This is a genomic window from Paraburkholderia sp. SECH4 (assembly GCF_030511745.1).
In the GTDB taxonomy this organism is placed as follows: domain Bacteria; phylum Pseudomonadota; class Gammaproteobacteria; order Burkholderiales; family Burkholderiaceae; genus Paraburkholderia; species Paraburkholderia madseniana.
Map to the genome: position 1 here is coordinate 1 of NZ_JALOCP010000044.1, position 25,579 is coordinate 25,579.

16 protein-coding genes and 2 pseudogenes are annotated in these 25,579 nt (G+C 56.6%); 8 read left to right on the forward strand and 10 right to left on the reverse strand.

Going from position 1 to position 25,579, the window contains the following annotated elements; translation table 11 throughout:
* Nucleotides 1–12: 12 nt before the first annotated feature.
* Both M0D67_RS35860 and M0D67_RS35865 read left to right on the forward strand, forming a co-directional pair.
* Nucleotides 13–1,350 carry an SEC-C metal-binding domain-containing protein gene (locus M0D67_RS35860; protein ID WP_266241845.1) on the forward strand — a complete coding sequence of 446 codons (1,338 nt, stop codon included), beginning with the start codon at nucleotides 13–15 and terminating at the stop codon, nucleotides 1,348–1,350.
* A gap of 1,136 nt (nucleotides 1,351–2,486) precedes the next feature.
* Nucleotides 2,487–3,518, forward strand: coding sequence for an H-NS family nucleoid-associated regulatory protein (locus M0D67_RS35865; RefSeq protein WP_266241847.1), 1,032 nt, complete (start codon nucleotides 2,487–2,489; stop codon nucleotides 3,516–3,518).
* Nucleotides 3,519–3,608: 90 nt separating this feature from the next.
* Here M0D67_RS35865 and M0D67_RS35870 read toward each other — a convergent pair whose 3' ends face one another.
* The 6 genes from M0D67_RS35870 to M0D67_RS35895 are packed head-to-tail and all read right to left on the reverse strand — an operon-like array spanning nucleotide 3,609 to nucleotide 9,771.
* Complete coding sequence (locus M0D67_RS35870; protein WP_266241904.1) at nucleotides 3,609–3,869, reverse strand: hypothetical protein; 261 nt, start codon at nucleotides 3,867–3,869, stop codon at nucleotides 3,609–3,611.
* A complete protein-coding gene (locus M0D67_RS35875) occupies nucleotides 3,862–4,611 on the reverse strand; it encodes a DNA/RNA non-specific endonuclease (protein ID WP_266241906.1) in 750 nt (249 codons plus the stop codon). The genes M0D67_RS35870 and M0D67_RS35875 overlap by 8 nt, the downstream gene beginning before the upstream one ends.
* 42 nt (nucleotides 4,612–4,653) lie before the next feature.
* Nucleotides 4,654–5,766, reverse strand: a complete 1,113-nt coding sequence (locus tag M0D67_RS35880; RefSeq protein ID WP_266241849.1) for a hypothetical protein — start codon at nucleotides 5,764–5,766, stop codon at nucleotides 4,654–4,656.
* Nucleotides 5,767–5,781: 15 nt separating this feature from the next.
* Nucleotides 5,782–7,503, reverse strand: a complete 1,722-nt coding sequence (locus M0D67_RS35885) for a hypothetical protein (RefSeq protein ID WP_266241851.1) — start codon at nucleotides 7,501–7,503, stop codon at nucleotides 5,782–5,784.
* Between the two features lie 4 nt (nucleotides 7,504–7,507).
* Nucleotides 7,508–8,257, reverse strand: coding sequence for a hypothetical protein (locus tag M0D67_RS35890; protein WP_266241853.1), 750 nt, complete (start codon nucleotides 8,255–8,257; stop codon nucleotides 7,508–7,510).
* A gap of 50 nt (nucleotides 8,258–8,307) precedes the next feature.
* Nucleotides 8,308–9,771 (reverse strand): hypothetical protein, encoded by a 1,464-nt coding sequence (locus tag M0D67_RS35895; protein ID WP_266241855.1) that lies wholly within the window; start codon nucleotides 9,769–9,771, stop codon nucleotides 8,308–8,310.
* Nucleotides 9,772–10,446: 675 nt separating this feature from the next.
* Here M0D67_RS35895 and M0D67_RS35900 point away from each other — a divergent pair.
* The 6 genes and pseudogenes from M0D67_RS35900 (at nucleotide 10,447) to M0D67_RS35930 (ending at nucleotide 19,812) form a co-directional block, all read left to right on the forward strand.
* Nucleotides 10,447–12,285 (forward strand): class I SAM-dependent DNA methyltransferase, encoded by a 1,839-nt coding sequence (locus tag M0D67_RS35900; protein WP_266241857.1) that lies wholly within the window; start codon nucleotides 10,447–10,449, stop codon nucleotides 12,283–12,285.
* Nucleotides 12,282–13,631 carry a restriction endonuclease subunit S gene (locus M0D67_RS35905; RefSeq protein ID WP_266241859.1) on the forward strand — a complete coding sequence of 450 codons (1,350 nt, stop codon included), beginning with the start codon at nucleotides 12,282–12,284 and terminating at the stop codon, nucleotides 13,629–13,631. Before M0D67_RS35900 ends, M0D67_RS35905 begins: the two co-directional genes overlap by 4 nt.
* Before the next feature lie 3 nt (nucleotides 13,632–13,634).
* On the forward strand, nucleotides 13,635–16,751 hold the full coding sequence (locus M0D67_RS35910) for a type I restriction endonuclease subunit R (RefSeq protein WP_266241861.1): 3,117 nt from the start codon (nucleotides 13,635–13,637) through the stop codon (nucleotides 16,749–16,751).
* Between the two features lie 101 nt (nucleotides 16,752–16,852).
* Nucleotides 16,853–17,764 (forward strand): hypothetical protein, encoded by a 912-nt coding sequence (locus M0D67_RS35915; protein ID WP_266241863.1) that lies wholly within the window; start codon nucleotides 16,853–16,855, stop codon nucleotides 17,762–17,764.
* Nucleotides 17,765–17,853: 89 nt separating this feature from the next.
* Nucleotides 17,854–18,000 (forward strand): annotated as a pseudogene (locus M0D67_RS35920) (H-NS family nucleoid-associated regulatory protein); the annotation flags it as partial.
* Nucleotides 18,001–18,213: 213 nt separating this feature from the next.
* Nucleotides 18,214–19,812, forward strand: a pseudogene (locus M0D67_RS35930) (hypothetical protein).
* 136 nt (nucleotides 19,813–19,948) lie between these two features.
* Here M0D67_RS35930 and M0D67_RS35935 read toward each other — a convergent pair.
* The 4 genes from M0D67_RS35935 to M0D67_RS35950 all read right to left on the reverse strand — a co-directional run bounded on the left by M0D67_RS35935 (nucleotide 19,949) and on the right by M0D67_RS35950 (nucleotide 25,275).
* Nucleotides 19,949–20,416, reverse strand: coding sequence for a hypothetical protein (locus tag M0D67_RS35935; protein ID WP_266241868.1), 468 nt, complete (start codon nucleotides 20,414–20,416; stop codon nucleotides 19,949–19,951).
* Between the two features lie 318 nt (nucleotides 20,417–20,734).
* On the reverse strand, nucleotides 20,735–21,853 hold the full coding sequence (locus M0D67_RS35940) for a hypothetical protein (protein ID WP_266241870.1): 1,119 nt from the start codon (nucleotides 21,851–21,853) through the stop codon (nucleotides 20,735–20,737).
* 282 nt (nucleotides 21,854–22,135) lie between these two features.
* Complete coding sequence (locus M0D67_RS35945; protein WP_266241871.1) at nucleotides 22,136–24,175, reverse strand: PIN-like domain-containing protein; 2,040 nt, start codon at nucleotides 24,173–24,175, stop codon at nucleotides 22,136–22,138.
* Between the two features lie 80 nt (nucleotides 24,176–24,255).
* A complete protein-coding gene (locus tag M0D67_RS35950) occupies nucleotides 24,256–25,275 on the reverse strand; it encodes a hypothetical protein (protein ID WP_266241873.1) in 1,020 nt (339 codons plus the stop codon).
* Nucleotides 25,276–25,579: the final 304 nt, after the last annotated feature.

Genomic DNA, 25,579 nt, shown 5'->3' on the forward strand with positions numbered 1-25,579 from the left:
TCGTATCTCTGATTGACGCCGCCGTTTAGTGTCGGCTTCTCACAGCCGTTCACAGCTGACAAGCAGTACGCGGCAATCGCAATGGAGAACAGAGGTCGCTTTACGGAGGCTTTTTCGAGAGAAAGGCTGGAGCTTGTCTTCGGCAAGGACCGGGTCTTTGGCAACGTCGACGTCTACGAGTCCAAGGGGAAGCGGGTCGGGGAAATCGATGTACTGGTCCTGTTTGCGAACCGTGCAATTGTCCTTCAGGCGAAGTCGAAGAAGCTGACCTTGGAGGCGCGTAAAGGAAATGACCTTCAAATCAAGGACGACTTCAAGAAGAGCGTTCAGGATGCGTACGACCAGGGCCTTACGTGTGCGTCGCTTCTATCCGACGAGGGCTACAGATTTGTGGTCGGAGCAACAGGAAAGGAAATCGCTCCGGGGAAGCTGAAGGAGGTGTTTCTTTTCTGTGTTGTCTCCGACCACTATCCTGCGCTCAGCTTCCAGGCTCGGCAGTTCCTCGCGCTGCAGAGTTCGGATGCAATTACAGCACCCTTTGTCATGGACGTTTTTACTCTGGATGCCATGACTGAGATGCTCCAATCTCCGTTGCGCTTCCTCGCCTACGTGAAGCAACGAACGTACTACGCCGACAGGATACTTGCCACCCACGAGCTCACTGTTCTGTCATACCACCTTAAGCACAATTTGTGGCTTGAGCAGGGTACCGACATGTTCATGCTGCATGACGATATCTCGGCCGACCTTGACGTTGCGATGGCTGCCAGACGGGGCGGCGTGCCAGGCAAAACTACGCCAGCCGGAATCCTGACAAGATTGCGGAATACGCCTGTGGGCACTCTCCTAGAAGACATAGAACGCGTGGCGGACCCGGGAACGATTGACTTGGGATTTATGCTACTTACTCTCAGTGAGGACACAGTTATTCGCATTGGCGACGCGATAAAGAAAATCGCTGCAGCAACCCGGCGAGACAGGAAGTCGCATGACTTGACGGTCCCTATGAGGGACGAAGGAACGGGCCTGACGATTCACTGCAATGACAACCCGTTTCCGCGGGCGGGTGCGTCACTCCAGCGACACTGTGAACGTCGCAAGTACACGGAGCATGTCGACAGCTGGTTTGGGCTTTGCATTCGACCAGCCGACATGCGGATGCGCTTCGGTTTGGAACTCGAGTACCGCTGGGAGCAAAGCGACCGCATGGATGGGCTGACGAGCAACATGGCGGAGCCGGTAAGCTGGGAAAAAGCAATGAATAGGGTTGGGCGAACCCCAAAGATTGGTCGAAACGACAAGTGCCTATGCGGGAGCGGCCGGAAGTACAAGGTTTGTTGCATGCCGTGACGCCGCGTCTGTCTTGAACGAGAAGATAGGCGGCGCCCAGGCCTATCGCTTTGTCCGCAGCTTCACGCAAGTCGGCGACATGGCGGCAGTGGTCTTTTCCGCGGATTAGCCGTGGGGACATGGCTTGCAGACTAAAACCGCCGCGTTGGTGAGTCGCCGATGGCACGACGTCGTTCGGGCACGTGGAATCGTCGTCGCGGCAACTTGGTCGGGGTCGTACGGTCCAAGAATCGTGGCCCGTTGGTCGCTCCCCGAGCGGCGATTTCTTGCCACTGCTATGCCAATCGGCTTCATAGGAGGACTGGTGCGTCTGAAGCATTACTTTGCATTGCTGCTGGCACTGACAGCTTTAGGTTCAACCGGAGCATGGGCGAACGATATTCGATGTGCGACCACGCGACAACCGGCAGAGCGCGTGATATGCGACCACGCCATCCTGAACAACGAATACGACGATGTCTTCGCGCAGCAGCAGGCTCTGCTGAGCAGTGGAAAGCTGTCACCCGAACAACTTGCTCAGTGGCGGCAATCGCGCAACGGCTGCAGGGACGTCCACTGCATCGACGGCGTATTTGCTCGGTGGGCGGCGATGGCCAAGTCTGTCGAAACCAATTCCCGCGCTGCAGTGGCTCCGGTTATAGCCTCGACTAATGCCATGGCCCCTGTCGGACCTGCTTCGGAACCAATCGTACTCCCCGCGCCCCAGGCCTTGCCGACATCGGAAGCATCTCTTGTGCGTCAAGGGAGTGCCGCCGGGGTGGCGCTTCCGAAACCCGTGGAGACACAGGGCTCTTCGCCTACAGCCGCGTCTGCTCCTTCTAGCGCAAGTGAATCTCGTAGTACGACCGGCATGAGCACCGTCCTGTTAACGGCATTGCTTGTCGCCGTTGGATTCGGCGCTCTCTTCCGACGCCGAAGGAGGGGCGGTGGAAGTACCGGGGAACCACCAGGTAATGTTCGTGGCAAGGACAAGCCTTGAGCGGACCGCATTGAAGGGCATGGAGCTCGGCGACACAGTGTTGTGATTTTTGGTGATACGCCGCTTTAGTCAATGCACTAGCCTTTTCTCGCGCGACCGTGGCATATTGCGACCACATTTACGAGGAGGCCACTTGAGGGCAACGACTTTGGAAGCAATGCAGGCGAAGATTAAAAAATTGCAGGCCCAAGCGGATGCGCTGATTGCAAAGCAATCGTCGGGCGTCATCGAAAAGATTCGCGAGTTGATGGCGAAGCACGGCCTAACCACCGCTGACATTGACGCGCACCTTGGCGGCAAGCAGCGCGCCACGAAGGCAGTTGCTAAGACCATGAGCAAAGGCAGCGCTGCTGCGGTCAAGTATCGCGACCCGAAGAGTGGTGCAACCTGGACCGGACACGGCCGGGCACCAAGTTGGATTGCCGCCGCGAAGAACCGAGACAAATTCCTGGTTGATGGAAGTACGGCGACAACGAAACTGGCTTCTGTTGGCAAAGCGAAGGCTGCTGGCAACTATGTCCGTGGGCCGCAGCCGGCGATGTACCAGGACCCAAAGTCGGGCGCGACGTGGAGTGGACGCGGCCGCGCGCCGGCGTGGATTGCCGAAGCCAAAGACAGGAGTAAGTTCCTGATTGCAGGTGTTGTTGAAGCAACTGTTGCGACGAACGCAGCTGTTGTGAGCAAGACGAAGGCTGCGGTGAAGAAGGCCTCGAAGGCAGTTGGTGCGACCTCTACCAAGGGTCAGCCAAAAGGTCCGCAGCCGGCTAAGTATCGCGACCCGAAGTCCGGCGCGACCTGGAGCGGACGCGGTCCGGCACCGGCTTGGCTGTCTGGTGCCAAAGACCGGACGAGTTTTTTGATTGATGGCGCCAGCGCGGCGGCCGATGCGGGTGTTTCAACCAAGATGGAGCCTGCGGCAAAAAAGGCGGTTGCCAAGCAAGCCGTCGCCAAGCAGATGGCGACGAAGAAAGCCACTGGCAAGAAGGTCGTCGTTAAGCAGGCTGTGGGAAAGAAGGAGGTCAGCGCAAAGGCACCTTCGACCAAGGAGGCCCCCGCAAAGAACGCGACTGCGAAGAAGGCGGCGCCGGCCGCAAGCAAGAAGGCATCGTCTAAGAAAGCACCGAACGCGGGGGCGGGAGTGACCGCCGCGCCGGATACAGTCGAATCGGACGTCAGCTCGACAACCTAACCGTATCTGTCAGTCTCCCGGTGGAACGTCGACCGGCTGGCCCCCCACACGTGCCCAGATGACTAGCACGGGAAGTGTTTCAACAGTCTGCTAGACAAAAGGGTTATCGACAATACCGGTCGGAGCCGGCGGCTCGTCGGCGACGTGCTCCGGCAACGACGGGTCTTTCTGCAGCACATCGATGACGCTCCCGATGGCCTGCTGCAGCGCGAGTGCTGCCTTCAGTCCAACCCTGTCGCGGGTGAGTTCCAGTGTGCCCGATATGACAATACGTACCAGGTCGTTGGTTACTGTCAACGCGTCGCCGTCAATGTTCAGGACGTCCGTGTCATTCGCAAATGCCTTAAACACCATTCAGCCCTCCGATTCGCTTGTCCTTCAGGGACTCCGGGATGCCGGGGAAGCGCAGACCGCTCGCGGCTTCGAGTTCGTGCACGCTCTTCACGTCGTACCGATTCGTGGCTTCATTATTAACCACGATGGCAAACGCGAGTTGCTGCGACGGAATGTATACGACTTTGAACAGCTGAGTGGGTACGAAGACGCCTGTTGCGCCGATAGTTTTCAGCTGACGGCCGGTGAACATCGGGCCGGTCACAACATATGTGTCACCAGCACTGACCGCTATACGGCGAACCGCCTCCTCAATATGGGCCCACAAATGACGGTTATTCGTCGGATTCTGTGGGACCATGTTTGCGAGCGTGAACGATTCCGCCATGGCTTCGTCGTTCCACCGGTCGCCCGCGGGGCTCATATGCCCGCGGTCGAAGCCGCTCTTTCGGTAGTCGGCGAGCGTCGCACCGTCGCCTTCCGGCAGAGCGGTCTCCTCATAAAACTTGTTTGTACGGAGTTCGCCTCTCGCGGCGCTCATATGAGCGCGCGTCAAGTGTTCGGCTGACCAGAGCGGCCCGTGCGTGACGCCGGAGTGAAGGACTGCGAAATCCGAGTAACACAACGCCTTGGTCTTTGTCGCCAACTTCGCATTCGCGAGGGCGGGAGGCTGTCCGTTCGGACTGAACTGAGGACATGCGGGGCCAGCGGAAGCATGCGTTGCCACTGCGGCTAGCAGAGCAGCTAAGAGTTTTTTCATTCGCATTGTGAATACGCAGGTTAGTACACCGCCCGCACCTCTTCAGCTTCGAAGCTCGAGCTTGTAGAAGAAGTTCTCGATGGCATAGCGGTGTCGATTGAATGAGTCAAGGTCCCTGACGCGATTTTTCAGGTACACGTAGTGACGGCACTCTTTGGCCTTGCTCAGGCGGTCAATGCCTTGCATCGCCGCACTGAATTCGGCCAAAGATAACGGCTTGGCCATGGTCAGCTTGTCCACGTCAGGCAAGGCGGCCGCGTCCGTTTGGCGCGTGTCAGGCCACGCCGGGGTGATAAGCAGCCCCTCGGGCAAAATCTCGATGGTAAAAAGGAACTCGACCTTCCCGGTTTGCTCGTTTGCCCAGCACGGCGGGTAATCGCGCCCGCCGCGCGCATCGAGCCGCGCCTTCAAGAAGGCGACCTGTCCCCGCAAATCGGCGTTTTCCTTTTTTAGAGTTCCAGGCATTAGCGGGTTCTGCCCTGTTTCTCGCTCAAACTTGCTCGCCGCGACGAGTTGCTTGGCTAGCTGCGCTTCCTGCCCTGGGATGTACGTTTCGTCGAGTTGTTCGCGCAACTGCTGCTGAATCTGGCCTTTCAAGGTGACGCCGGCGAGCGCTTCTGTCGTGACATCTCGCGGGGCCGAGGGGCGCGTGGGGCCGCTCGCCACCGTAACGGCGCTCGCCGGTTGCCCCGATTTGTCCTCCGCCTTCAGCTGCTTCTTCAGTTTGGCCTTGAGCGCCAGCGCATCAGTGACTTCCTTTTGAATCGTGTCGCTCGCCCCGGTGCCTGCGCGCGCCGCATCGAGCGTATTCTTTACCTCGGTCAGGGCGCTGAGCTGCGCATCGAGGTCGTCGACGCGTTTTTTGAGCGCATCGCGTTCTTGCACAAGCTTCGACTGCGAAACGAGCGACGAAATGATGTCATCGGGCTTCGCTCCCTTTTCTGACAACGTTTTTGCTAGTTGCGCGCGGGCCGTCTCCAGCAGCTCACGTTCGGCTGTGACGTTGCCGGCCGCGAGCAGCGCTTGCTCGAACTGCCGCGCACGTTCGTCAGCCTGAAAGAGCATCCATCCCAGCAGCAGAAGCAGTAGGAATGTCAGCGTGAACGCAATCTCAGTCAGGGAGAGCTGGAAAATCTGGTCATTGGCTCGCTGCACATCAGACTCCTTTCCCTAGAGTTCCGCGCGCGGGAGTTCGTTGACCGGCGGATGAGTGGTCGGTGGGTGCTCCGAATTCCATGCGGGGACTTGAAGGGTCGACCCGTTGCCAAGCTGGACGACATGACTACCATCAAGCCCAGAAGGCGTGAGCGGGGCCAGCACTTGCCCGTTCGAGGAATTCGCGGGGAACGCCGAGCGGTCGCGGGTGTAACTGTGTAACTCGCGCACCAAAGTGGCCAAGTGCTCCGTCATCGCGTGAACGGCCTCCTTCATCCCCGGCAGTTCGTGCATCGCTGCATCGAGTCGCTGTGCCGTGTGTTGCGTTGTAGTGTGAGTTTGCTCGGCCGTTACTTGGGCGTCGGCCACGCGTTGCGAAAGCGCGAGCACACCGTGTGAGCTTTGGTTGACAGCGGCCGCAACATCGCCAAGGGTACTGGTAAGTCCTTGCAACTCTCGGGTCACTTGGCCTAGCGCCGCCGCTTGTCCGGCAGCTTCGGCGGATACCGATGTTAGGGTCTTCTGCTGTGTTGCAATGTCTGCAACGGTAGTTTTGACTACCTCACTGAGCGACTGAAATGCCGGCACGACATTCGCCAGACTTGCGGCCTCCGCCGTGAGAGCCTGTGCGGCTGCCGTCAGCGCTTCCCGTTGCGAAAGCACGTTATCGCTAAGCCTGCCCAAGCCATCTTGAGTGGCCCGCAGCGTCCCGTTGAGAACGCTCAAGGTATCGAGTTGTGCTTGCGAGCCGACGAGTAGAGCGTCTTGGCTGGCGGCGAGTTGAATAACACGCTCCAGCATGGCGTCGACGTCGCCGCTACGCGAGCGCATTGCTGCCGCTGCAGTCCGCAACGAGTCGACGGATTGATGCATTTCCCCCGCCGCCGTGCGAACTGTTGTCGCAATGTCGTGCGTGCTCTGGCTGAGCTGCGCCATCGGTTCACTGAGTTTGCTCGAGAAGTAGTCGTCTGGAAATGTGGTTTGCTCGAGTCGCCGGGTCACCTCGTCAGCGAACTGAATAACCCTGGCCTCGACACTCTGGAGATTTTGGTTCATCCCGTTCGAGTAGCCGTCAACGGAGTGCGATAGCCTTCGACTGGCCTCCTTCACTTCGTTGAGAGATGAGCTGAAGGCTTTCGTGTTCTCAGCAGCCAGTCGCTGGAAGAACTCGGTCAATTTCTGCCCGTAAGACTTGGTCAACTCCTCAACGCCGACGCTCACTTTGGCGACGGACTGGTTCGTGGCGTCATCCACTTGCGTTTGAAGGTCCCGGAGATTCTCAAGAACCATCGTGAGTTGCTCGCGCAGCCGGTGTGACGCATCAATGACTCCTTCCTCGGCCGATTTAACCGCGTCGTCAAGGTCCTCGCGAAAGCTTACCCAGTACACCCGGACCATCAGACCGAATACAGTGCTAACCATCGCTGCGCCAAATCGCACCGCGATGAGCGACATCTTGGTGCCGATGCTGGGCAGGTCAAGAAGGCAAAAAATAATCGACGTAATCGTGAAAATGAAGCCGAGGTAGTAGCAACTATCCGCAAACTTCTCATCGGAGACGCTCTTATCAAGCCGTTTGCTGCCAATCAGGATGTACACGGCCATAACGGTCAACGGAATGGCAAAGCCGAACCACCAGGGGTCGTTGATGGCCCAGCCGATGCCAGAGGATGTCACCTTCAATAGAAGGGTGACAATGAAGAGCTTTTGGACGGGTACGGAGAAAATCTTGCGCATGGCTTCACCCCTCGAGTGGTCTGACTGCCACAATGTGCGCGCCGCCCGCAGCAAAGTAGTCCTCCCAGAATTTCAGGTTCCGGCGAGTTTGTAGCTTCGGCGTGTTGAGAAGGTACTCAATCTCGACCTCAACCCCTGTGAGGTCAGCAGTCGCTTTCCGACCGTAGTCGGAGTCGTGAAACCGGTCGAAATCGAAGTTGCCCCGGTACATCGAATATTCGGGCGTGTTGTGCAGCATGTCGGAGACGATAATGAGGCGGCGCGGACCTGTTACATTTTGCTTTCGGAAGCCATTGATGGCGGTCATCTCGAGCATCTCGAATATCGGCGAAAACCTCGACGACTTTTTCGCCTCGAGTTCGTCGGCAAGCCGCAACATCGGTTCACGGAAGCCCTGTTCGAACCGCTTTTTGAGATGTGAAAGGTTGGCATTCATCTCGCTTTTGCCGGTCCCATCGCCCGGATTGCATTCCTCGAACACGGGTCGCGCAGTGGCGGTGTAGTCATTATCGAGGACGAACACGGACAGCAGATATCCGGCCGGGATGCGTTGCGTTATCAACTGCTCCAGAAACGCCTGAAACGCTTGCTTTTGCGTAAAGTTGAGCGGGTCAGTCTTGTCGACGAGCAAGACAAATTGACCCACCGGTCCGCTAACCGGGCACATGCGCTGGTCTAACTCGGTTGCGCGGGTGAGGCGCATGTAGAAAACGGCCGTGCCGAGAATCGCGACGCAAAAGGCTAGGATGGCCATTCCCCACACCCGGTTACGCGTTTGGCGTCTGGCTGCCGCTCGGCTTCTCCTCATGCTGCCACCGCTTTGAGTGAACGCGAGTTGGCGCGGGGCTGAAGGTGGTCCTCAAGGGCAGTAAGCGTGTCAAACTCTTGATTGAAGGACGACTGAATCGCAGCGCGCAGCGTCTGAACCTTTTCGAGCAGTGTTTGTACGCGCGCGTGTTGTGCGTCGAAGGCTGCTCGGTTTTCTTCGAGTTTGAAGTTTGGCCACTCGACTTCCACTAACGTCGGAATCACCGAAAAGCTCGCAGGCGGAGGGGTCCCTTTTCTATGCATCACGTTCTCGGTGCGGAACAATGTGATGAGCGCTTGGTGGCACCGTTGAGCGTTGAGCATCGCGTTCTGAAGGCGCGATAGTGTCTTTGTCTTAATCCCGAGCGACGCCTCCTGCCGCACGAGAAGCGCTTGCGCGGCTTTGATGTTTTCGTCGACCAGTTCCAGCGCTTCGTCCTTGAGTGCCGCCAGTTCATCGCGCACGTCCGAAATTTCTTCCTGATAAGCCTCGTGGGCCTCGTCCGCTTCCCGCGCATGCCGTCCATATCCCGGATAGGCGTCGTCGAAAAGGACGCCGTCAGCGAGCGCGGCAGTGGCGAAGAGCATGCTGAGGCCAAAGAGAAGCCAGGACGTAATGTCGTCAAACCCGAAAGGAGTATGTTTCAGGGTCTCCAACGCGATTTTTCCCGGGGCGTCGACGTCGGCGACCAAGGCCGCACGATAGTGGGCGATAGTGAGGCTGACGCCTGTCATCATGACAAGCGCGGCAATCAAACCGAGGCTCCCCAAAGCTTTACGAAGCCGACTACGATGAAAGAGATTGGGCAGGAAAAACCGCCCGAGGCTGGCGGCGAGCGCCACGTTGACCAACGCAAGCCCGGCGGCGTACACGAATCCGCTTATCAGCCCCCCCTCCAAGCCTGTCGCAAAGAGCGCCGAATTCACGCCGCCCTCCACCACGATGAGCAGGACGAGGACGGCAATCCGAAGGAACGTCCCGGCACCTTGCGGATAGCGGGCACTGCGCACCAATCGATTCTGCTGCCTGAATTCATCCAGCGCCGAATCGCATCGAGCGACCTCTTCCTTGAGTTCGCGCAAAACGGCGCTTCGTTCGGATAAGAGCGCGCTTGCTTTACGTGCGAATTCCTCGGCGGCCTGTGCCGCGTGGTTCACGACCGTCGTGACGTCCAATCGCGACAGGTCTCCATTGACCACAGCGAGTCTGCTGGCGGCCCAATCGAGGTAGCTTGCCCGAGCCTTATCGATGCGCTGAACAATCTGTGCCTCGATGCCGGCCGGAATGGTGGAATCGGGGGCGGGCTGCCCTGCTTCCCCTAAGCGTTTCGCTTCTTCGCGCAGCTGGAGTTCTTTCGCGATATCCGCCTCGTTGGGTTCGGGAGGGAACTCCGGCGAACGTGTCTCCTGTCGTCGCGACGGCGAAAAAAGCCACGCGGTACACCGCTGCCACAGGCCCATGTCAGCTTCTTTTTAATCTATATTTTTGATAAATCGTTCGCCGCTCGTTTTTGTCAGAGTCGGTCGAACTCCCCGAGAGATGCTGGAAATAACCATATCTTGGGTACCGCGCTTGGCATTGTTCGCCAGCGTACTCATGACGGAAAGATTATCGTCAGCGTTCGCGCCGTCGTTGTTCACCCGACCAATTGACCGGCTGGCATACACCCCGGTTCCGCTGGGTATTGTTACCACCGCTACCAGGCCAATTGGATGGTCGGCGTTCTCTTGACGCTGAAACCACTTTCGTCGCAATCGGCTCGACACGCCGCGCGCACTGGAGACGTGCATGCGCCCAGTGTTATGGCGCTCGATGACGTCGGATTAGCATAGTGTCTTGGCGCTCAACCGAAGTGCGTCAGGTTCCACCCGAGCTCGTGTCGTGCTTCCACGCGGTATTTGTGCTCCATTTGTCGCAGCCTGATTTCGCCTCCTAGCTTCGGTTACGGCCGATTTCGCGTACGCCTTGAGACTGGTAAACCCCTGCCTCGCCGCCGGGACAAATCCAGCCATTGATTTGCTGGGTTGGGATGTAAAATCTGGGGCATTTCGTGCCGGTAACTACGGCGATGCCATTCACCGTCCGATTCGGGCGGCCGACATATATAAGTAGTAGCGGGTACAGGCTCCGAAAAAATGAACCACCAAGCCCTCTCATCCTTCATCTGGTCCGTAGCCGACTTGCTACGTGGGGATTACAAGCAGTCGGAGTACGGACACGTCATCCTGCCGTTCACCGTGCTGCGCCGTCTCGATTGTGTACTGGAGCCGACCAAGACCGCGGTAGTTGCTGAATTTGAAGCCAAGACCAAGGCGGGGCTGAATCCGGACCCGTTCCTCACCCGTAAAGCCGGACAGTCCTTCTACAACACCTCACCCCTCGACCTCGTCACGCTGCTCGGCGACCAGGACCATATCCGCCAGAACCTCTACGCATACATCCAGGCGTTTTCTCCCGCTGCAAGAGACATCTTCGAGCGCTTCGATTTCTACACGCAGGTGGAGCGACTGGCGAAGGCCAATCTGCTTTATCTGGTCACTGAGAAGTTCGCGAATATCGACCTGCATCCGTCCGCCGTCGATAACGCACAGATGGGGCTGGTGTTCGAGGAACTCATCCGGAAGTTTGCGGAAATCTCGAACGAGACCGCCGGGGAGCATTTCACCCCGCGCGAGGTCATCCGGCTTATGGTGAACCTGTTGTTCATCGAGGATGATGACGTCTTGACTCCCGGCAACGCCGTGGTGCGGACCATCTATGACCCGACGGCGGGCACGGGTGGCATGCTCTCAGTGGCGGGCGAGTATCTGCTGGAACACAACCCGGCCGCGCGGCTCACCATGTTCGGGCAGGAGTTGAATGACGAGTCGTACGCCATCTGTAAGGCGGACATGCTCATCAAGGGGCAGGATGTCGCCAACATCATTGTCGGCAACACGCTTTCGGACGACGGGCACGGCGGCCGCAAGTTTGACTACATGCTCTCCAATCCTCCGTTCGGCGTCGAATGGAAGAAGGTCGAGAAGGCTGTTCGCAAGGAGCATGAGGAAAAGGGCTTCGATGGCCGCTTCGGCCCCGGGCTGCCGCGTGTATCGGATGGCTCGATGCTGTTCCTGATGCACCTGCTTTCAAAGATGCGTCCGGCACAGGATGGAGGCAGTCGCTTCGGCATCGTGCTTAACGGCTCGCCGCTCTTCACCGGTGGTGCTGGCTCGGGGGAATCCGAAATCCGCCGCTATGTGCTGGAGAACGACTTGGTTGAAGCAATCGTCGGTTTGCCGACGGACATGTTTTACAACACCGGCATCTCGACCTACGTCTGGGTTCTGTCGAACAAAAAGCCGCATAACCGCAAGGGGTATGTGCAACTTATCGACGCGTCGAGCTTCTGGCAAAAGATGCGTAAGTCGCTTGGCAGCAAGAGGAAGGAAATGCCGGGCGAGCATATCGCGACAGTGACTCGGATTTTCGGAAATTTCATCGAGGCGGACCTAACAACGGTGCGTGACGCTGAAGGCCAAGCAATTTCCCGCGTGGTTGTTACCTGCGGCGGACAAGCACCGGAAGTAGTGCCTGGTGGCACCGTGAAGTCCGTGCCGATTTCGCGTATTTTCAGGAACGAGGAGTTTGGCTATACGGCTATCACGGTGGAACGCCCGTTGCGCAACGAGCAAGGTGAGGTTCTCCTAGGTCAAAAAGGCAAGCAAAAGGGGCAACTACAGTCGGATGCTTCGCTGCGCGACACCGAGAACGTCCCACTGACGGATGACATCGAAAGTTATTTTGAACGCGAGGTGCTGCCGCACGCTCCGGACGCTTGGATAGACCACGATAAAAGCAAGGTCGGTTATGAAATTCCGTTCAATCGCCATTTCTATGTTTTCGAGCCTTCGCGCGACCTGCATACCATCGACGAAGAGCTTAAGGCAGTCGCTTCGAACATTATGACGATGCTCGGGGAGTTGGCAGAATGAGTTTGCCTCACTATCCGGAATATAAGGACAGCGGTGAGCTTTGGATGGCTCAAGTGCCTTCGCATTGGCAGGTACTCAAAGGCGCGCATATCGGCAGGCTCTTCGGTTCAGAGGCTGTGCCTGAAAACTCTGTCCTTGAGGACGGAAGTCTTCCTTTCATTAAGGTTGGTTCCTTATCCTTGGACACGCTGGAGATTGCTTCTTGGGATTGGTACGTGGATGAACTTACCGCGGCCCGAGCAACGCCGAGGAATAATTTCATAGTTTTTCCGAAAAGAGGGGCTGCAATTTTTTCGAATAAAGTCAATATTGTAGGCCGTCCTTCTTTAATAGACCCGAATTTGATGGGGTGGGAGATTGGGCCCCGAGCTATTGCAAAATTTATTGCGTATTCAATTAAAGCAAGAAAATTGGGCCAACTTGCCGATGTTTCCACGGTCCCGCAAATAAACAATAAACATATTGAACCCGAGAAATTTCCAGTTCCTCCGCTATCCGAGCAATTCTCAATAGTTGCTTTCCTCGACCGCGAGACAAACAAGCTTGACGCTCTCGTTTCCGAACAGGAAAAGCTGCTCACGCTTCTCGCAGAAAAGCGTCAAGCAACCATTTCACACGCCGTCACCCGTGGCCTTAATCCTAGCGTAGCAACGAAGGACTCAGGTGTCGCTTGGTTAGGGCAAGTGCCTCAGCACTGGGAAGTGAAGCGATTGAAGCATGTCGGAAACGCGATTATTGGGCTCACCTATGACCCGGAGGAGGTAGCTACCGAGGACGATGGGGTCCTTGTACTCAGGTCATCGAATGTGCAGAATGGTAAAATAACGCTCGAGGACAATGTCTACGTAGCTAAGGATATTCCTCCAAAACTACGCACCTTAGATGGTGACATCCTAATATGCTCGAGAAACGGAAGTCGCAATCTAATAGGGAAAAATGCAAAATTATCGAAAGATAATGAAGGCTTGACGTTTGGTGCCTTTATGACAATTTTTCGAAGCAAATTTAATAATTATCTATTTTGGGCATTCAATTCTCAGGTTTTCTCTTTCCAGTCTGGAACGTTCTTAACTTCCACTATTAATCAATTGACGGTGGGTAACCTCTACAGCTTCGAGATTCCTATACCCCCAATGGACGAGCAAAAAAGCATTGCTGATTTTCTCGAGCGGGAAACTGAGAGACTTGATGCCCTCACAGCTGAAGCGGAACGTGCCATCCAGCTGCTGAAAGAACGACGTAGCGCGCTGATTGCCGCTGCGGTCATCGGGAAGATTGATGTCCGCGACGCTGTTGGCGCGACCGCATCATCGGCCGACCTTACGACGCCATCAGTAGTTGAATAGACTATGAATCTGCACCAGGAACATCATTTCGAAGCGGAAATATGCGAGTACCTGTCGAACCATGGCTGGCTGTATGCAGAGGAAGATGCCGCTCGGTATGACCGTGCCAGTGCGCTCTACCTACCCGACCTACTGGCATGGATTGAGAGCACGCAGCCCGACACGTGGCAACGTCTGACCAAGACCCATCGCGCGGGACTGTCCGAACGGCTGGCCGAACGTGTCCGCAGAAGCATGAATGAGCGAGGCACGCTTGACGTTCTGCGCCGGGGCGTTGAAATGTTGGGGCTGGTAAAACCCCTATCCCTGGTTCAATTCAAGCCGGCACTTGCCATCAACCCGGTCATCCAGCACCACTATGCGGCCAATCGGCTGCGCGTGGTGCGGCAGGTGCGTCATTCGCCGAACAACCCGCAGGATGCCATTGACCTTGTATTGTTTGTCAACGGCATTCCGGTCGCCACCGCGGAGCTGAAGTCGGATTTCACGCAGAGCGTCCAGGATGCAGTCGACCAGTACCGCTTTGACCGCAACCCGCATCCGAAGGGCGGCCTCGCCGAACCGCTCCTGAGCTTTCCGGGCGGTGCGCTGGTCCACTTTGCTGTGAGCCAGGGCGAAGTGATGATGTCCACGCGGCTGGCTGGGCCTGCGACGTACTTCCTGCCTTTCAACCGGGGGAACCAAGGCGCAGCCGGTAACGCGCCGAACCCAGATGGATTCGCGACTGCTTACCTTTGGGAGGAGGTCTGGGCGCGTGACAGCTGGCTAGAAATTCTGGGCCGCTACCTTATCGGCAAACGTGACGACAAAAAGCAGCTTAAGAGCGTCATCTTCCCACGCTATCACCAGCTCGACGCGACGCGCAAGCTGGTGGCCGATGTGTGGACACAAGGAGTCGGCCAGCGTTACCTGATTCAGCACTCCGCCGGCTCCGGCAAGACCAATTCGATTGCGTGGACGGCGCACTTCCTGGCCGACCTGCACAACGCCGAACATGCAAAGCTGTTCGACAGTGTGCTGGTGGTCTCCGACCGTACTGTGCTGGATGCGCAGCTACAGGAAGCCATCTTTGACTTCGAGCGGACCACCGGCGTGGTCGCAACCGTCACGAACGAACGTGGCAGCAAGAGCGCACAGTTATCTCAGGCGCTGAAGGACGGCAAGAAAATCATCGTCTGCACCATCCAGACCTTCCCGTTTGCCTTGCAGGCAGTGCAAGAACTGGCGGCAACGGAAGGCAAACGCTTTGCGGTAATTGCCGACGAGGCACACAGCTCGCAGACCGGCGAGGCGGCGGCCAAGCTCAAACAGTTGCTGTCGGCCGAGGAATGGGCAGAACTGCAAGATGGGGGGGAAATTGATACCGAAGTGCTACTTGCCGCGCAGATGGGCGCACGCACCGGCCGCGAAGGGCTGACCTACGTGGCGTTTACCGCGACGCCCAAGCAGAAGACGCTGGAGCTGTTCGGTCGCCCTGGCGCCGACGGGCTGCCGCAGCCGTTCCATGTCTACAGCATGCGTCAGGCCATCGAGGAGGGTTTCATCCTCGACGTGCTGAAGAACTATATGACCTACAAGCTTGCGTTCCGGCTCGCCAACAACGGCCAGGAATACGACGAGAAGGAGGTTGAACGCAGTGCGGCGATGAAAGGCATCATGCAATGGGTCCGCCTGCATCCGTACAATATTTCGCAGAAGGTGCGCATCGTTGTCGAGCACTATCGTGAAAACGTGCAACCGCTGCTGGATGGCAGGGCGAAGGCTATGGTTGTCGTCGGCAGTCGCAAAGAGGCCGTGCGCTGGCAGAAGGCGATTCGCGCGTACATCGAAAAGCAGAATTACCCGCTTGGGGTGCTGGTGGCGTTCTCCGGGGAAATCGACGACCCGGAAAGCTTTCCGACGCCGGTTACGGAAACCAGTAAAGAATTGAACCCTGGTTTGAAGGGTCGCGATATCCGCGACGCATTTGCCGAGCCGAACTATCACCTGCTGCTGGTGGCCAACAAATTCCAGACAGGCTTTGACCAGCCCTTGCTGTGCGGAATGTACGTGGACAAAATGCTCGGGGGCATCCAGGCAGTGCAAACGCTGTCACGTCTGAACCGCGCGCACCCCGGCAAGGATACGACCTACATCCTTGATTTCGTCAACGATGCCGCCGAGGTTCTGAAGGCGTTCAAGACCTACTACGAGACCGCCGAGCTCGAAGCTACCACCGACCCGCACCACGTCTTCGACCTGCGCGCCAAGCTTGACGCCAGCGGCCACTATGACGACTTTGAGGTCGACCGCGTGGCAAAGGTTGAGATGGACCCGAAGGGAACGCAGGCGCAACTGAGCGCAGCGATTGCGCCCGTCGCAGACAGGCTCCTCAAACGGTACAAGGCTGCGCAGCAAGACAAGACGGCCGTTGAGGACCAGCACGACGACAAGGCCGCACAGGCAGCGAAAGATGCGCTCGACGCCCTCGTGCTTTTCAAAAACGATATGGGTGCTTTTATCCGCTTATACGCGTTTTTGTCGCAAATTTTCGACTACGGCAACACCGATATCGAGAAGCGCTTCCTGTTCTACAAGCGCCTGCTCCCATTGCTGGAATTCGGCCGCGAACGCGATACTGTCGACCTGTCGAAGGTCGTGTTGACGCACCACAACCTGAGAAACATCGGCCGGCAACCATTGAGCCTAGGTCAGGGTGAAGCGCCGAAGTTGCCACCAATGGATGCTGTAGGCAGTGGCGCCGTGCAGGAGAAGGAAAAGGCACTTTTGGCACAGATTATCCAGAAGGTCAACGGGCTCTTCGAGGGCGAGCTGTCGGACGACGACCAGCTGGTGTATGTGAACGGAGTGCTCAAGGGCAAGCTGCTGGAAAATGACACGCTCATGCAACAGGCGATGAGTAACAGCAAGGAACAGTTCGCGAACTCACCGGACCTGCGGCAGGCACTTGTGCATGCAATCATGGATGCTTTCGAGGCGCATAGCGCAATGAGCACCCAAGCGCTTGGTTCCGAGCGTGTGCAGGAGGGGCTGACAGAAATCTTGCTGGGGCCGGCTCAGCTCTATGAAGCTTTGCGGGCGCGCTCGGGCGTAGGCGATTCTGCGAATTCGTCGAGATAAATGACAGCAGTCGCCTTTTAATGCAGACCGTATGGTTCGTTTGGTGTCGAACATCATCCGTCCTGTTGTCGCAAGCGTGCTGCTAAACGGGGATAAAAAAAATGCCGGACATCCCGATTCGGTCGGATGCACTGAAGGAGTATCGAAAGCTATACGAGGAAGGCGCGCCATTCGCGCAACTCGCGTCGTTATTCCAGGTCAATTTGATACTCGACGCCAACGTCATCATCAAAGAACTAATCTGGGCGACCACAAAGCGCAAGAACCCTCTGGGACGCTCCGACCTCCTGGAAGTACTTGAGGTCGAAACCGTGGTCGCGTGGGCGCCGACATTCCTTGAGTGCGAGGTTGAAAAGAACTTCGCGGTAGTAGTCGGCAAGGGTGCAAAACGAGAAGATGTGGTTGCCCATTGGGTGCACCTGCGTGCGCTTATCAACTTCGTTGACGTCGGTGGCGTACCTGACGACGACGTGAAATATCGCGACCCGAAGGATGTCCCATATATCCTTCTGCAACGTAAGATTGAAGCAGCCATTGTCACAGCTGATAAAGACGTAGCCGCCATGGACGGAAAAGTTGTGCCCCTAGCGGTTTTCGCGACCCTCCGCGCATATTCACGCGCGGCGGCAGTCCAGGTGACCCTTCAGGTTAGCGGATACACCCTAGGCAGTCTCGGATTGAGGGCCTTGGTCCAAATCACTCGGTTCGCGTCATCTGGCGTGAAAAAAGCAGCGGTGAATGTGCCGCGCGAGGTGTGGCTGGCAGTGCTGGGAATGCTTTGCGTCGCCCTGGTTGTCCCCGCATCGCAGAACTGGCTCCGGTTGCAGATGCAGACATTGACGGGACGATTCGGGACGGCTGCTGAGGGGCTCGTCCAGCTTTCGAATGCTGTCGCAACCGATTTCCACCAAAAAAAGCATGCGACCAACGAAGCTTGGTCACTGGTCCAGGCCCTTCTTGGCGACCTTCCTGAGGTTCCGAAAAAGCCGATTTTGCCGCGGCAGGAAATATGACTGGATTCATGCCGATATTTGGACCTGCAGCGCGTGTCGGTTTCGCTTCAAACACTTATGATGAGGCCCCGAAGCCGGCTCCTGTCAGCAAAGCAAAGGCTGCTGGCAATTATGTTCGCGGTCCGCAGCCGGCGCTTTACCTTGACCCCACGTCTGGTGCAGCTTGGAGCGGGCGTGGACGTGTTCCGGCGTGGTTGGCTGGTGCTAAAGACCGGAGTTATTTCTTTATTGGCGGCTCAGCCGACACCGGCTCGTTTGCAAACGCCGCACGCTGAAAATTGGAGTCAGGAAAGCTGTGGCAACGAGGGCGGGTGGCAAGCCTTGAATTACCGGAGCAGGTGGTTGCAGTACGCACTGACTCCTGGAAATTTGCAAAGTCGCATATTCCCGAGAGAGAACTGCCTGCGACTGCTGAGTCACTGGAAATAGTCAAATGATTGAGGTGAAATGTGAGCCTTGAGTCCGTTATCGGATGCGTACAAGAGTGGTGGAATCGAGTTGATGCAAATATCGATGCCTCAGACCTATATCTTTTCGGAAGTTCCATCTATCGCGATGGGCTGCAGTTCGACTGGCATCGAAGTGACCTGGATTTGGTTGCGCTAATTCCCGAGTCGAAGCGTACAGCGGTGGATAGGTATGAATGGCTTGTCGAACTTGCGAAGCACAAGCAGAGGTTAGAACTGGACCTCGTGCCTCTTTTGCAACGAGAGAACGCAGGGATGCCCGCTGTAAGTTTGATTCCGCTCACCACGGAAGAGTTGAGGGCTGACGTTCACAAGTCGAAGGTCAAGCACTTCTTCGCCGATAACGAATTCCTCAATATCCGGACGAAGGGCCTGCGCAAGGGTATTCCGCGTGCTGGGGACGGAGGGAACCGCTCTCCGCTCATTTTGCAGGGGCTCGAATATGCGCAAGAGTTGCGCTGCTAGTATTTGTCGGTCGCAGCAATCGGCAAGCAGAACAAGCTGGAATGGACTTCAGATGCTGACGCGATGCCAAAGGCCGCCATGCGATGTGTCGCGCAAATAGCTGCAGGGAATGGTCAGGATGCGACAGAAGACGAGCGATTTGACGTTAATGTCGGATTGTCGCACTTCAGCGCATACGTTTTTCAGATGCGGCGTCGCGGCGAGATGTACGGCAAACTGTACGATTGGCTGATGGCTCGCGGCGGTGGACGAGGACAGCGTGAAGGGCTGACTTCAGAGATGCACTTATTCCTTACTGAGGTCATCTTCGACCTCGCTGTGAGCTCCGACAACTCGACCGCCGACGCCGCGACTGTGGGGACGAGTGTCGCTGCGGAGACTCGTGCCGAAGTCACAGGCCAAAGACCGCTGAACGCGGAGTTTTTTATTAGTCGAAGCGGGCACCTTGCCGGCACTCAAGAGACGATTTTAGCGTCTGTTCTGGACGCAACGCACAACCTAAAATGGAGAAATCAGCCGTATCTATCGGTGCGTATGTCGGAAAGCGAAGTGGTCGACGAGATTGTTGCCTTCGAGAAGCTCAATGACGTCGCATCGAAGAAGCGAAGGCTAGAATTGCTGGACGAGCAGCGTTGGCAAGCTATCAAGCGCAGCGACCTTGAGCGGGGTTTCCAACTTATATTGTTCTTTCAGAGGCCGCTGTTTCCGGATGAGGCTACGCGGGACGACCTTCTTGTTCTTGCAATGCAGAGCTACGCGTTGCTATGCCAAGAACGTGGCATAGCCAAAGCGTCGAATTTTGATGGGCCGCTCGTGAGCGAAAATCTTAATCTGCAAGATACGCCGATGCGGAGCGCCATCCGATTTGGCATTCAAGAATCCATCCTGAAGAAATATCTCATGGAAAATTTCGCTGACGAGAGTTTGTTGCATCTAGGTGTGACCCAAAAGTCGATGCGCACGTTTCCTGAAGATATGGTCGCAATTAGCTTCGTGCCGCTTCTGGTTAAAGCATTGCTCGAAAGTATGCCGGAAGTCATTGATATCCCGACCAAAAGTCCTGACTATGTCGAAGTGGCATGCGAGTTGAGATACTGGCAAGTTGGCGTCTCCTGACGCACACGAGGATGGGTCGACGTGGGGTCTCTCGGAGCGGGTTTGTCGCAAAGACCACGAACAAATGAGGCAACTCAACGTCAACCGGGCTTCTCGCAGCAGCCAATGACCGTTATCGCTGGGTTCCGCACCAGCGCTAGTCGTCTGCCTCGTCGCGAGCCCCATCCACTTCGTCCCAACGTCGCACTACCGTTGGGTCCAACCAATCTGCCGCACGGCGAATCCAGCCGGCGTCAATCACCCCGTCGGTTGAAGACAGTTTTTCGGTCTGGAACTTGTCGGCAAGGCTCCTCAACCGATTTGCCCGCTCAAGTTGAGTCGCCCACTGTTCGACCTGTTTGAGACGCTCCAGCGCCTGCGTTCGTAATTCGGCCTGGCGCCGCTCCTCCGCGGCCTTGGCTTCGGCGATGACTTGGCGCTTCGGGTCAATTTCGGCTTTCACGCGTCGGCGTATCGACAGCTCACGAAGTCGGCCGATGTACGCCACGATTTTAGTTTCAACGGATGCGGTCCGACTGTCGCCAATTTTTGCCAGCTCATAGCTGCTATCGGGCTCGGTCACCGCGATAGACGAGAATGCTGCCGTCAGGAAGGTTACTCGCAACCTCTCCATCTACCGCAAAATAAGCTTTTGGAATCACGCCGTACCCCTAAGTTTCGGCGCTAGAGGCTAAAAAGCCAGGCACGAACCCCATTTATCGGAGAAATTGGCGAGAACTTTAGTTCGCAGTGGTATTTCGCTATGCGCCCGTCACCCATATGCAATCCGCTCGAGCGGGTCGAGAACACCTCTCGTAAGCTCCAGCGTACTGCGGCTCCGGACTTTAGCGCTGTCCCGTTTGTCGTTTTGACGTCAGACTCCGACTTGACCATATTCGTTGACACATGACCAACCGAATATGCGCCGTCAATCGCTGGGGCTTTATGCATCCTTGGTTCCAAACATGTCCGCCTGCCCGTCCGCTGGCTGTTTATCTGCGAAACGCTTCCTCCGCCCTTGAGACGTCTCATGAACTTTGCCACTTCCATCAATCTTGTCGAGTACAGTCGTCACGCGATAACCCGTTACCTTCTCGTTCCCGGCTTCATCTAGCTTCCGGTCGGTCTCAAGGACGCATCGAATGCTGTCTCCGTGCTGGAAGCTCACTTCGCTTCGGAACACTTGCTGCTTGAACGCCCTATCGTTCATCGCAAACGTGATGACTTCGCCACTACGGCGCCCCTTCCACTTCATATCGCCTTCGGAGATGACCGGTGAGACTATCTCAATTAAAGCGTCACTGACATCTGGTTCGAGTACGTTGCTCTGCATGATGAACGCGGTGAATTGAGAGCGTTCAGTGATGACTTCGTCTGGCGCGGGGCCACCGACAGGAATCGCGCGAAAGCCAACCGCGGTGACTCTTTCATATGCCAAGAGATGCTTGTAGAAGTTGGACCTCCGTGTGACCACCTTCAAATCGCTTTGCAATTGAAGGGTATTACCGCCCCCGTTCGTAGAAACCACCGGATTTGAGTCATTAACTGCGGAGGAGGACCGCTCGGGAACAGGCATCGGAGGTGATGCGGGAACCGCCGTCGTCGCAGCCGTGCCTGCCTGCGGTTTTGCAGACGGTTTTGACACCAAGGCACTTTCGCGCTCACGCTTCTGGATTTCCAGTTGCGAAAGCCGATTTTCGAGTTTCCAATGCTCGATATTTAACCGGTTGATTTCCAGCTGCTGTTTTTCGAGCTCCGGGTTCGGCTTTGGCGGTGCATTCCAAATATTTACGGTCTGAGTAAGCACCAATGACAAGAGCGGAATGAGCACGGTCCCCACCAGAGGATGGCTGGCTTTGCCAACCACAATTCGCCATATGTCTCGGAATCCGCCTTCGACGGGAACGGTCGCCTCGAAACGAAGCTCGATGCCAAGCGCTTGCGTTATATACGAAACGGCCGCCAAGAACTCAGCCTCGCATCGATTCCGGACAACCGCGTCTATGGAATGTGAGTCATCTTGCAGGTAGTAGTGCACTTCGAGGCGCGGAACGATATCCACCTAACGTCTCCCCACGGTATGTGAATACAGATTTTGAGCGCAACACCACGTACGCGACAAGGGTGCTCCCATGGACTGACGATGCGTTTTTCGCCACACTTTTTAAGGTACGTTATTTCCGATTCAATTGTTGCGTCCTGGGTCGACCCAAAGAAGCGTTTGCTCGGGATGCGGCCTCACCGAAAGTGCCACACGTCAGCGACCTGCACCGAGGGTCAATCTGCCACCGCAGCGGAAAAGGAAGGCGGGCGGCGGAATGTCGGTTCGTCTTCCATTCCTCAGCTACTCAGAGAAAGGCACACTTACCAATTCTGTGTTGATGAAGCAGTCCGGAGGTAGCGTAAGCGTCGCACTGTTGGTCTCAGGACCCGTCAGCTCAATCTCGACCCGTTCATCGGGCAGCAAAGATAGCCGAGACAGAGCCGCGCGCAAGGTGGCAAGGTTCACGGTGCTACCAAGGTAGCTTGATTGCAGGTCACTTTGCCTTGGCCGAAGAAGCGACGTGTCGGCTTTTCCCGGGTAAGTTGCAACGACCTCGCGGATTACCGCAGAATCGTTTTCGACGCCATAGACGACGCGCACACGAAGCGTGTGCTGTTCAACGCCCGGAATCCAGAAAAATCTGGTTTCATACGATTCGAGTTGCCCTTTTATAAAATCTCGCGCTGGCTCCCACCCCGGTTGAGTGACCCGGTCAAGCAGCATCGGTAGGCCTTCCCCGAGCACAGTCTCGCGAAGATTGCCCCTCGATTTGAAAAACGCCTCAAATAGTCCCCCAGCAATAAACCCCTGTTCGGGTAGGGGCGCCTGCAATTCGAGCGAGCGTGGGCCGCTGAAGAGAATGGCAGCTTTAGCCGCGCCCCGTTGCATAGCCGCAAACATTGCTCGGCCCACGGCGAACGCGGTATCTGTCGTCGGAGGTACACCGACGAGCTGAAACCGCCTGATTGCCAAGTCTTCCATCTTTCGGTTTTCCGAAAGGAGATTGCCAATCAACTGTACATAGGCTGCAACCTGAGGCATCGACCCCAGCCTTGTCCTCTCTACCATCACCTCATCTGAAACAAGCAATCCTTCCTCGGCGTCGGCCGCATGCGCGCCTGCGTCTTGCTCGCGGTCCGCGTGGTCGCCTGCTAAGGTTGCGCCGGCCTCAGAAGCTTCTTGTGCTGTCATCGCAAGTTCAGGTTCGTAATCAATCGCCTGCTCTTCCGCTATCTCGGCACTGCCTTCACCGAGTTGTCCTTCCACTGTCGCTACTTTCGTGTCAGCGACACGTTTCTGCTTCCGCATGGCGGAGATAAACATCCCGACCGAGTCCTGGAACTCTCGTTCCATAATTGCGGTGAGCGCACCAGCAGCAATCGACTCAAGATTTGCAAACGCTATCCGCCTATGACCGACCCTGAACTCAAATTCAGAAGCTAGTCGCGGGTCAATCAGGCGAATATCCGCGTTGTCTTCTGTCTCGACCTTCTTTTCTGCACTCGCCAGCCGTCGTCTTGGGCGATATAAAAAGTCTTCTTTCTTTTCTTGGGTGATAAACAAAACTTGGCTCTGCTTTGATTGCTCCGTAGCGGACTCCCGTCCGGATGCGCGCTCCGCCGATAGTTGCAACATCTCAAGCCACACTGCTAAGTCGCCCTCGGCGTTGCCGGCTGCCTCTTCCCCGTCTGCGGCGATTCCCTTCGCAACATCAGTGAGCCCAGGAGGAATACGACTGGAACGGCGATAAACAGCCTGCTCGCAAAGCATACGTGCAATCTGCCCCAAGTCATTGGAAATGAATGCTGCGCGCAGTTCTGTCAGTAACTCGCGATGGACGGCATCGATAGCCAAATCCCCACCGGCGTCGCCCAACGCGTACGCGAGCTGTTCGACACGTGCGTTCAATTCTCGGCTCGCTTCAGCTGGGGTCACCTTTAACCGCTTCGCGATTTTTTCCATGTCACGGTCGGACGCAACCTGATGGAGAATTGCCGAGAGCTGTTTGGTTGCCGGAAGCGAGGAGCGAAGGCGTTCCAAATCGGCTTCGCGAAATCCGTGACCGTTCTTCGAGGCTTTAAACGCGTTATGCACATATTCGTTCGCAACCCACGCCGGTACGACGAGTCGCTTTGACGCTAACGGGATGCGCAACAGCTTGAACAGTCCTTCTCGCGCTTCCTGGTGAAGACGGAAAGCCGCAGACAGCACGTTCGTGTCCAGAAATACTAATGTTTCTTCGTCCGATAGCGCCTTGTAGCAGGCGGTCTCATAACCGGCCGGAGATAGCGGTAGCTCCCAAAGGCCGATTGGTTCATTCAGGTCAAACAGACTGGACACGATACAGGCACCGATTTAATTTGACGAAGTCAACATGGACTGCCGTGTTGACACGTTTGAAAACGTCGTAGTCCCCGAAATCACTTCCGTGTCGCAGACTTTTTTACCGCCTTCCGAGTTGTCGAAGTTGTTCTCTTCGCGCTTACCGGAGGCGGTTTGAGTTCGAATCGCTCCTCGGCCAGTATTGGGTGTGCACGCTTTATTTCGTCAAACAAGTTCGAGAGCGTCCGCGCCGCTGCCGTTATCTCTTCAAACTGCTTGTTCGAGAATGTCACTTCCGAAACGGGGTCCCTCTGAGCTTTTGAGGTCTCAGATACCACCGGTGCACTAGGCCCGGACATTGAGCGATTTATTCGGTTTTCTGCCGAACGCTCATTTTTAGCAACTTCCGCACTCGCGCTTCCATGACCCTCGTCGGCGGACAGCCTAAAAGGCGCGGAAGCGCCCGGCAGCACATCGACGGAGAGAACTTTTGCGGACGCACGCGGCATACGGGACAACAGTTCAAATTGTCCGACGGACTCTAACCAAGCAAACTCGGTCCACGAAAGGTCAGCAGCAGAAGTGGACACTATGTCAAAGCCACCCCGCAGCATTTTGGCTATTGCCGCCGTGGTTCGAGCCCATTCCGGGTGCCAAGAACCCGGTCCCAAAACGCCTGCGAACGCGCCGAACCAAGCGAACGTGGCAGGCATACTCGACGATACTTCAGCCAGTAAGCTGATATGACTCGTCCCGGAACCGACCCACAAAGCTAGCGCAGCGAATATGGCCGGAAGTCTCACCTGTAACTGTTCTGCTTTCGCTCCAGTCTGAGGGATTAGGAGAGACACCACTCGCTCGAATTCCTCAACGCGATATTCGAGCGGACCGCTCGCGAGCTTACGCAGGTCAAGAGATACCGCACGCAGTTCTTCAGGGAGCTGTGGCATTGCGCCCCTTGAATCGCGCTGACGCTCGAATGTCCAAGACAACACACCCACCAAATCGCGTGTGAACGCGTCTAAGGCGAACGCATCTTCCGCAAGTGCCCAGGTTTCCCTGAGAACGCCGGTGTTAACGTTGCGCCATTGCCGTTCCGCCTTCTCAAGCAACTCCATCCTATCGGCAGCCAACACAAGAGCGACCGGGTTGCTACGGTACAAGGCAGAGGCACGGGCTTGTGTGTAGCTTCGGCACAATGGCACGCGCGACAAGGGAAGCGAGGTTAGCCGCAGGTCCGGGGTAGCAGCTTGGGCGAGTAGCTCGCCAAGGATGAGCGATGGCCAAATTGGGTCGGCCTCAAGTCGCGTGCAAGCCGGGACGTTCCCCATTTGCAGCCACTCATCGGTGTCCAAAACTCGGACGTATTGGCTTAGAGGAAAGATATCGGGGGAGTACGTCGCAAGCCACGCAAAAAGGTCT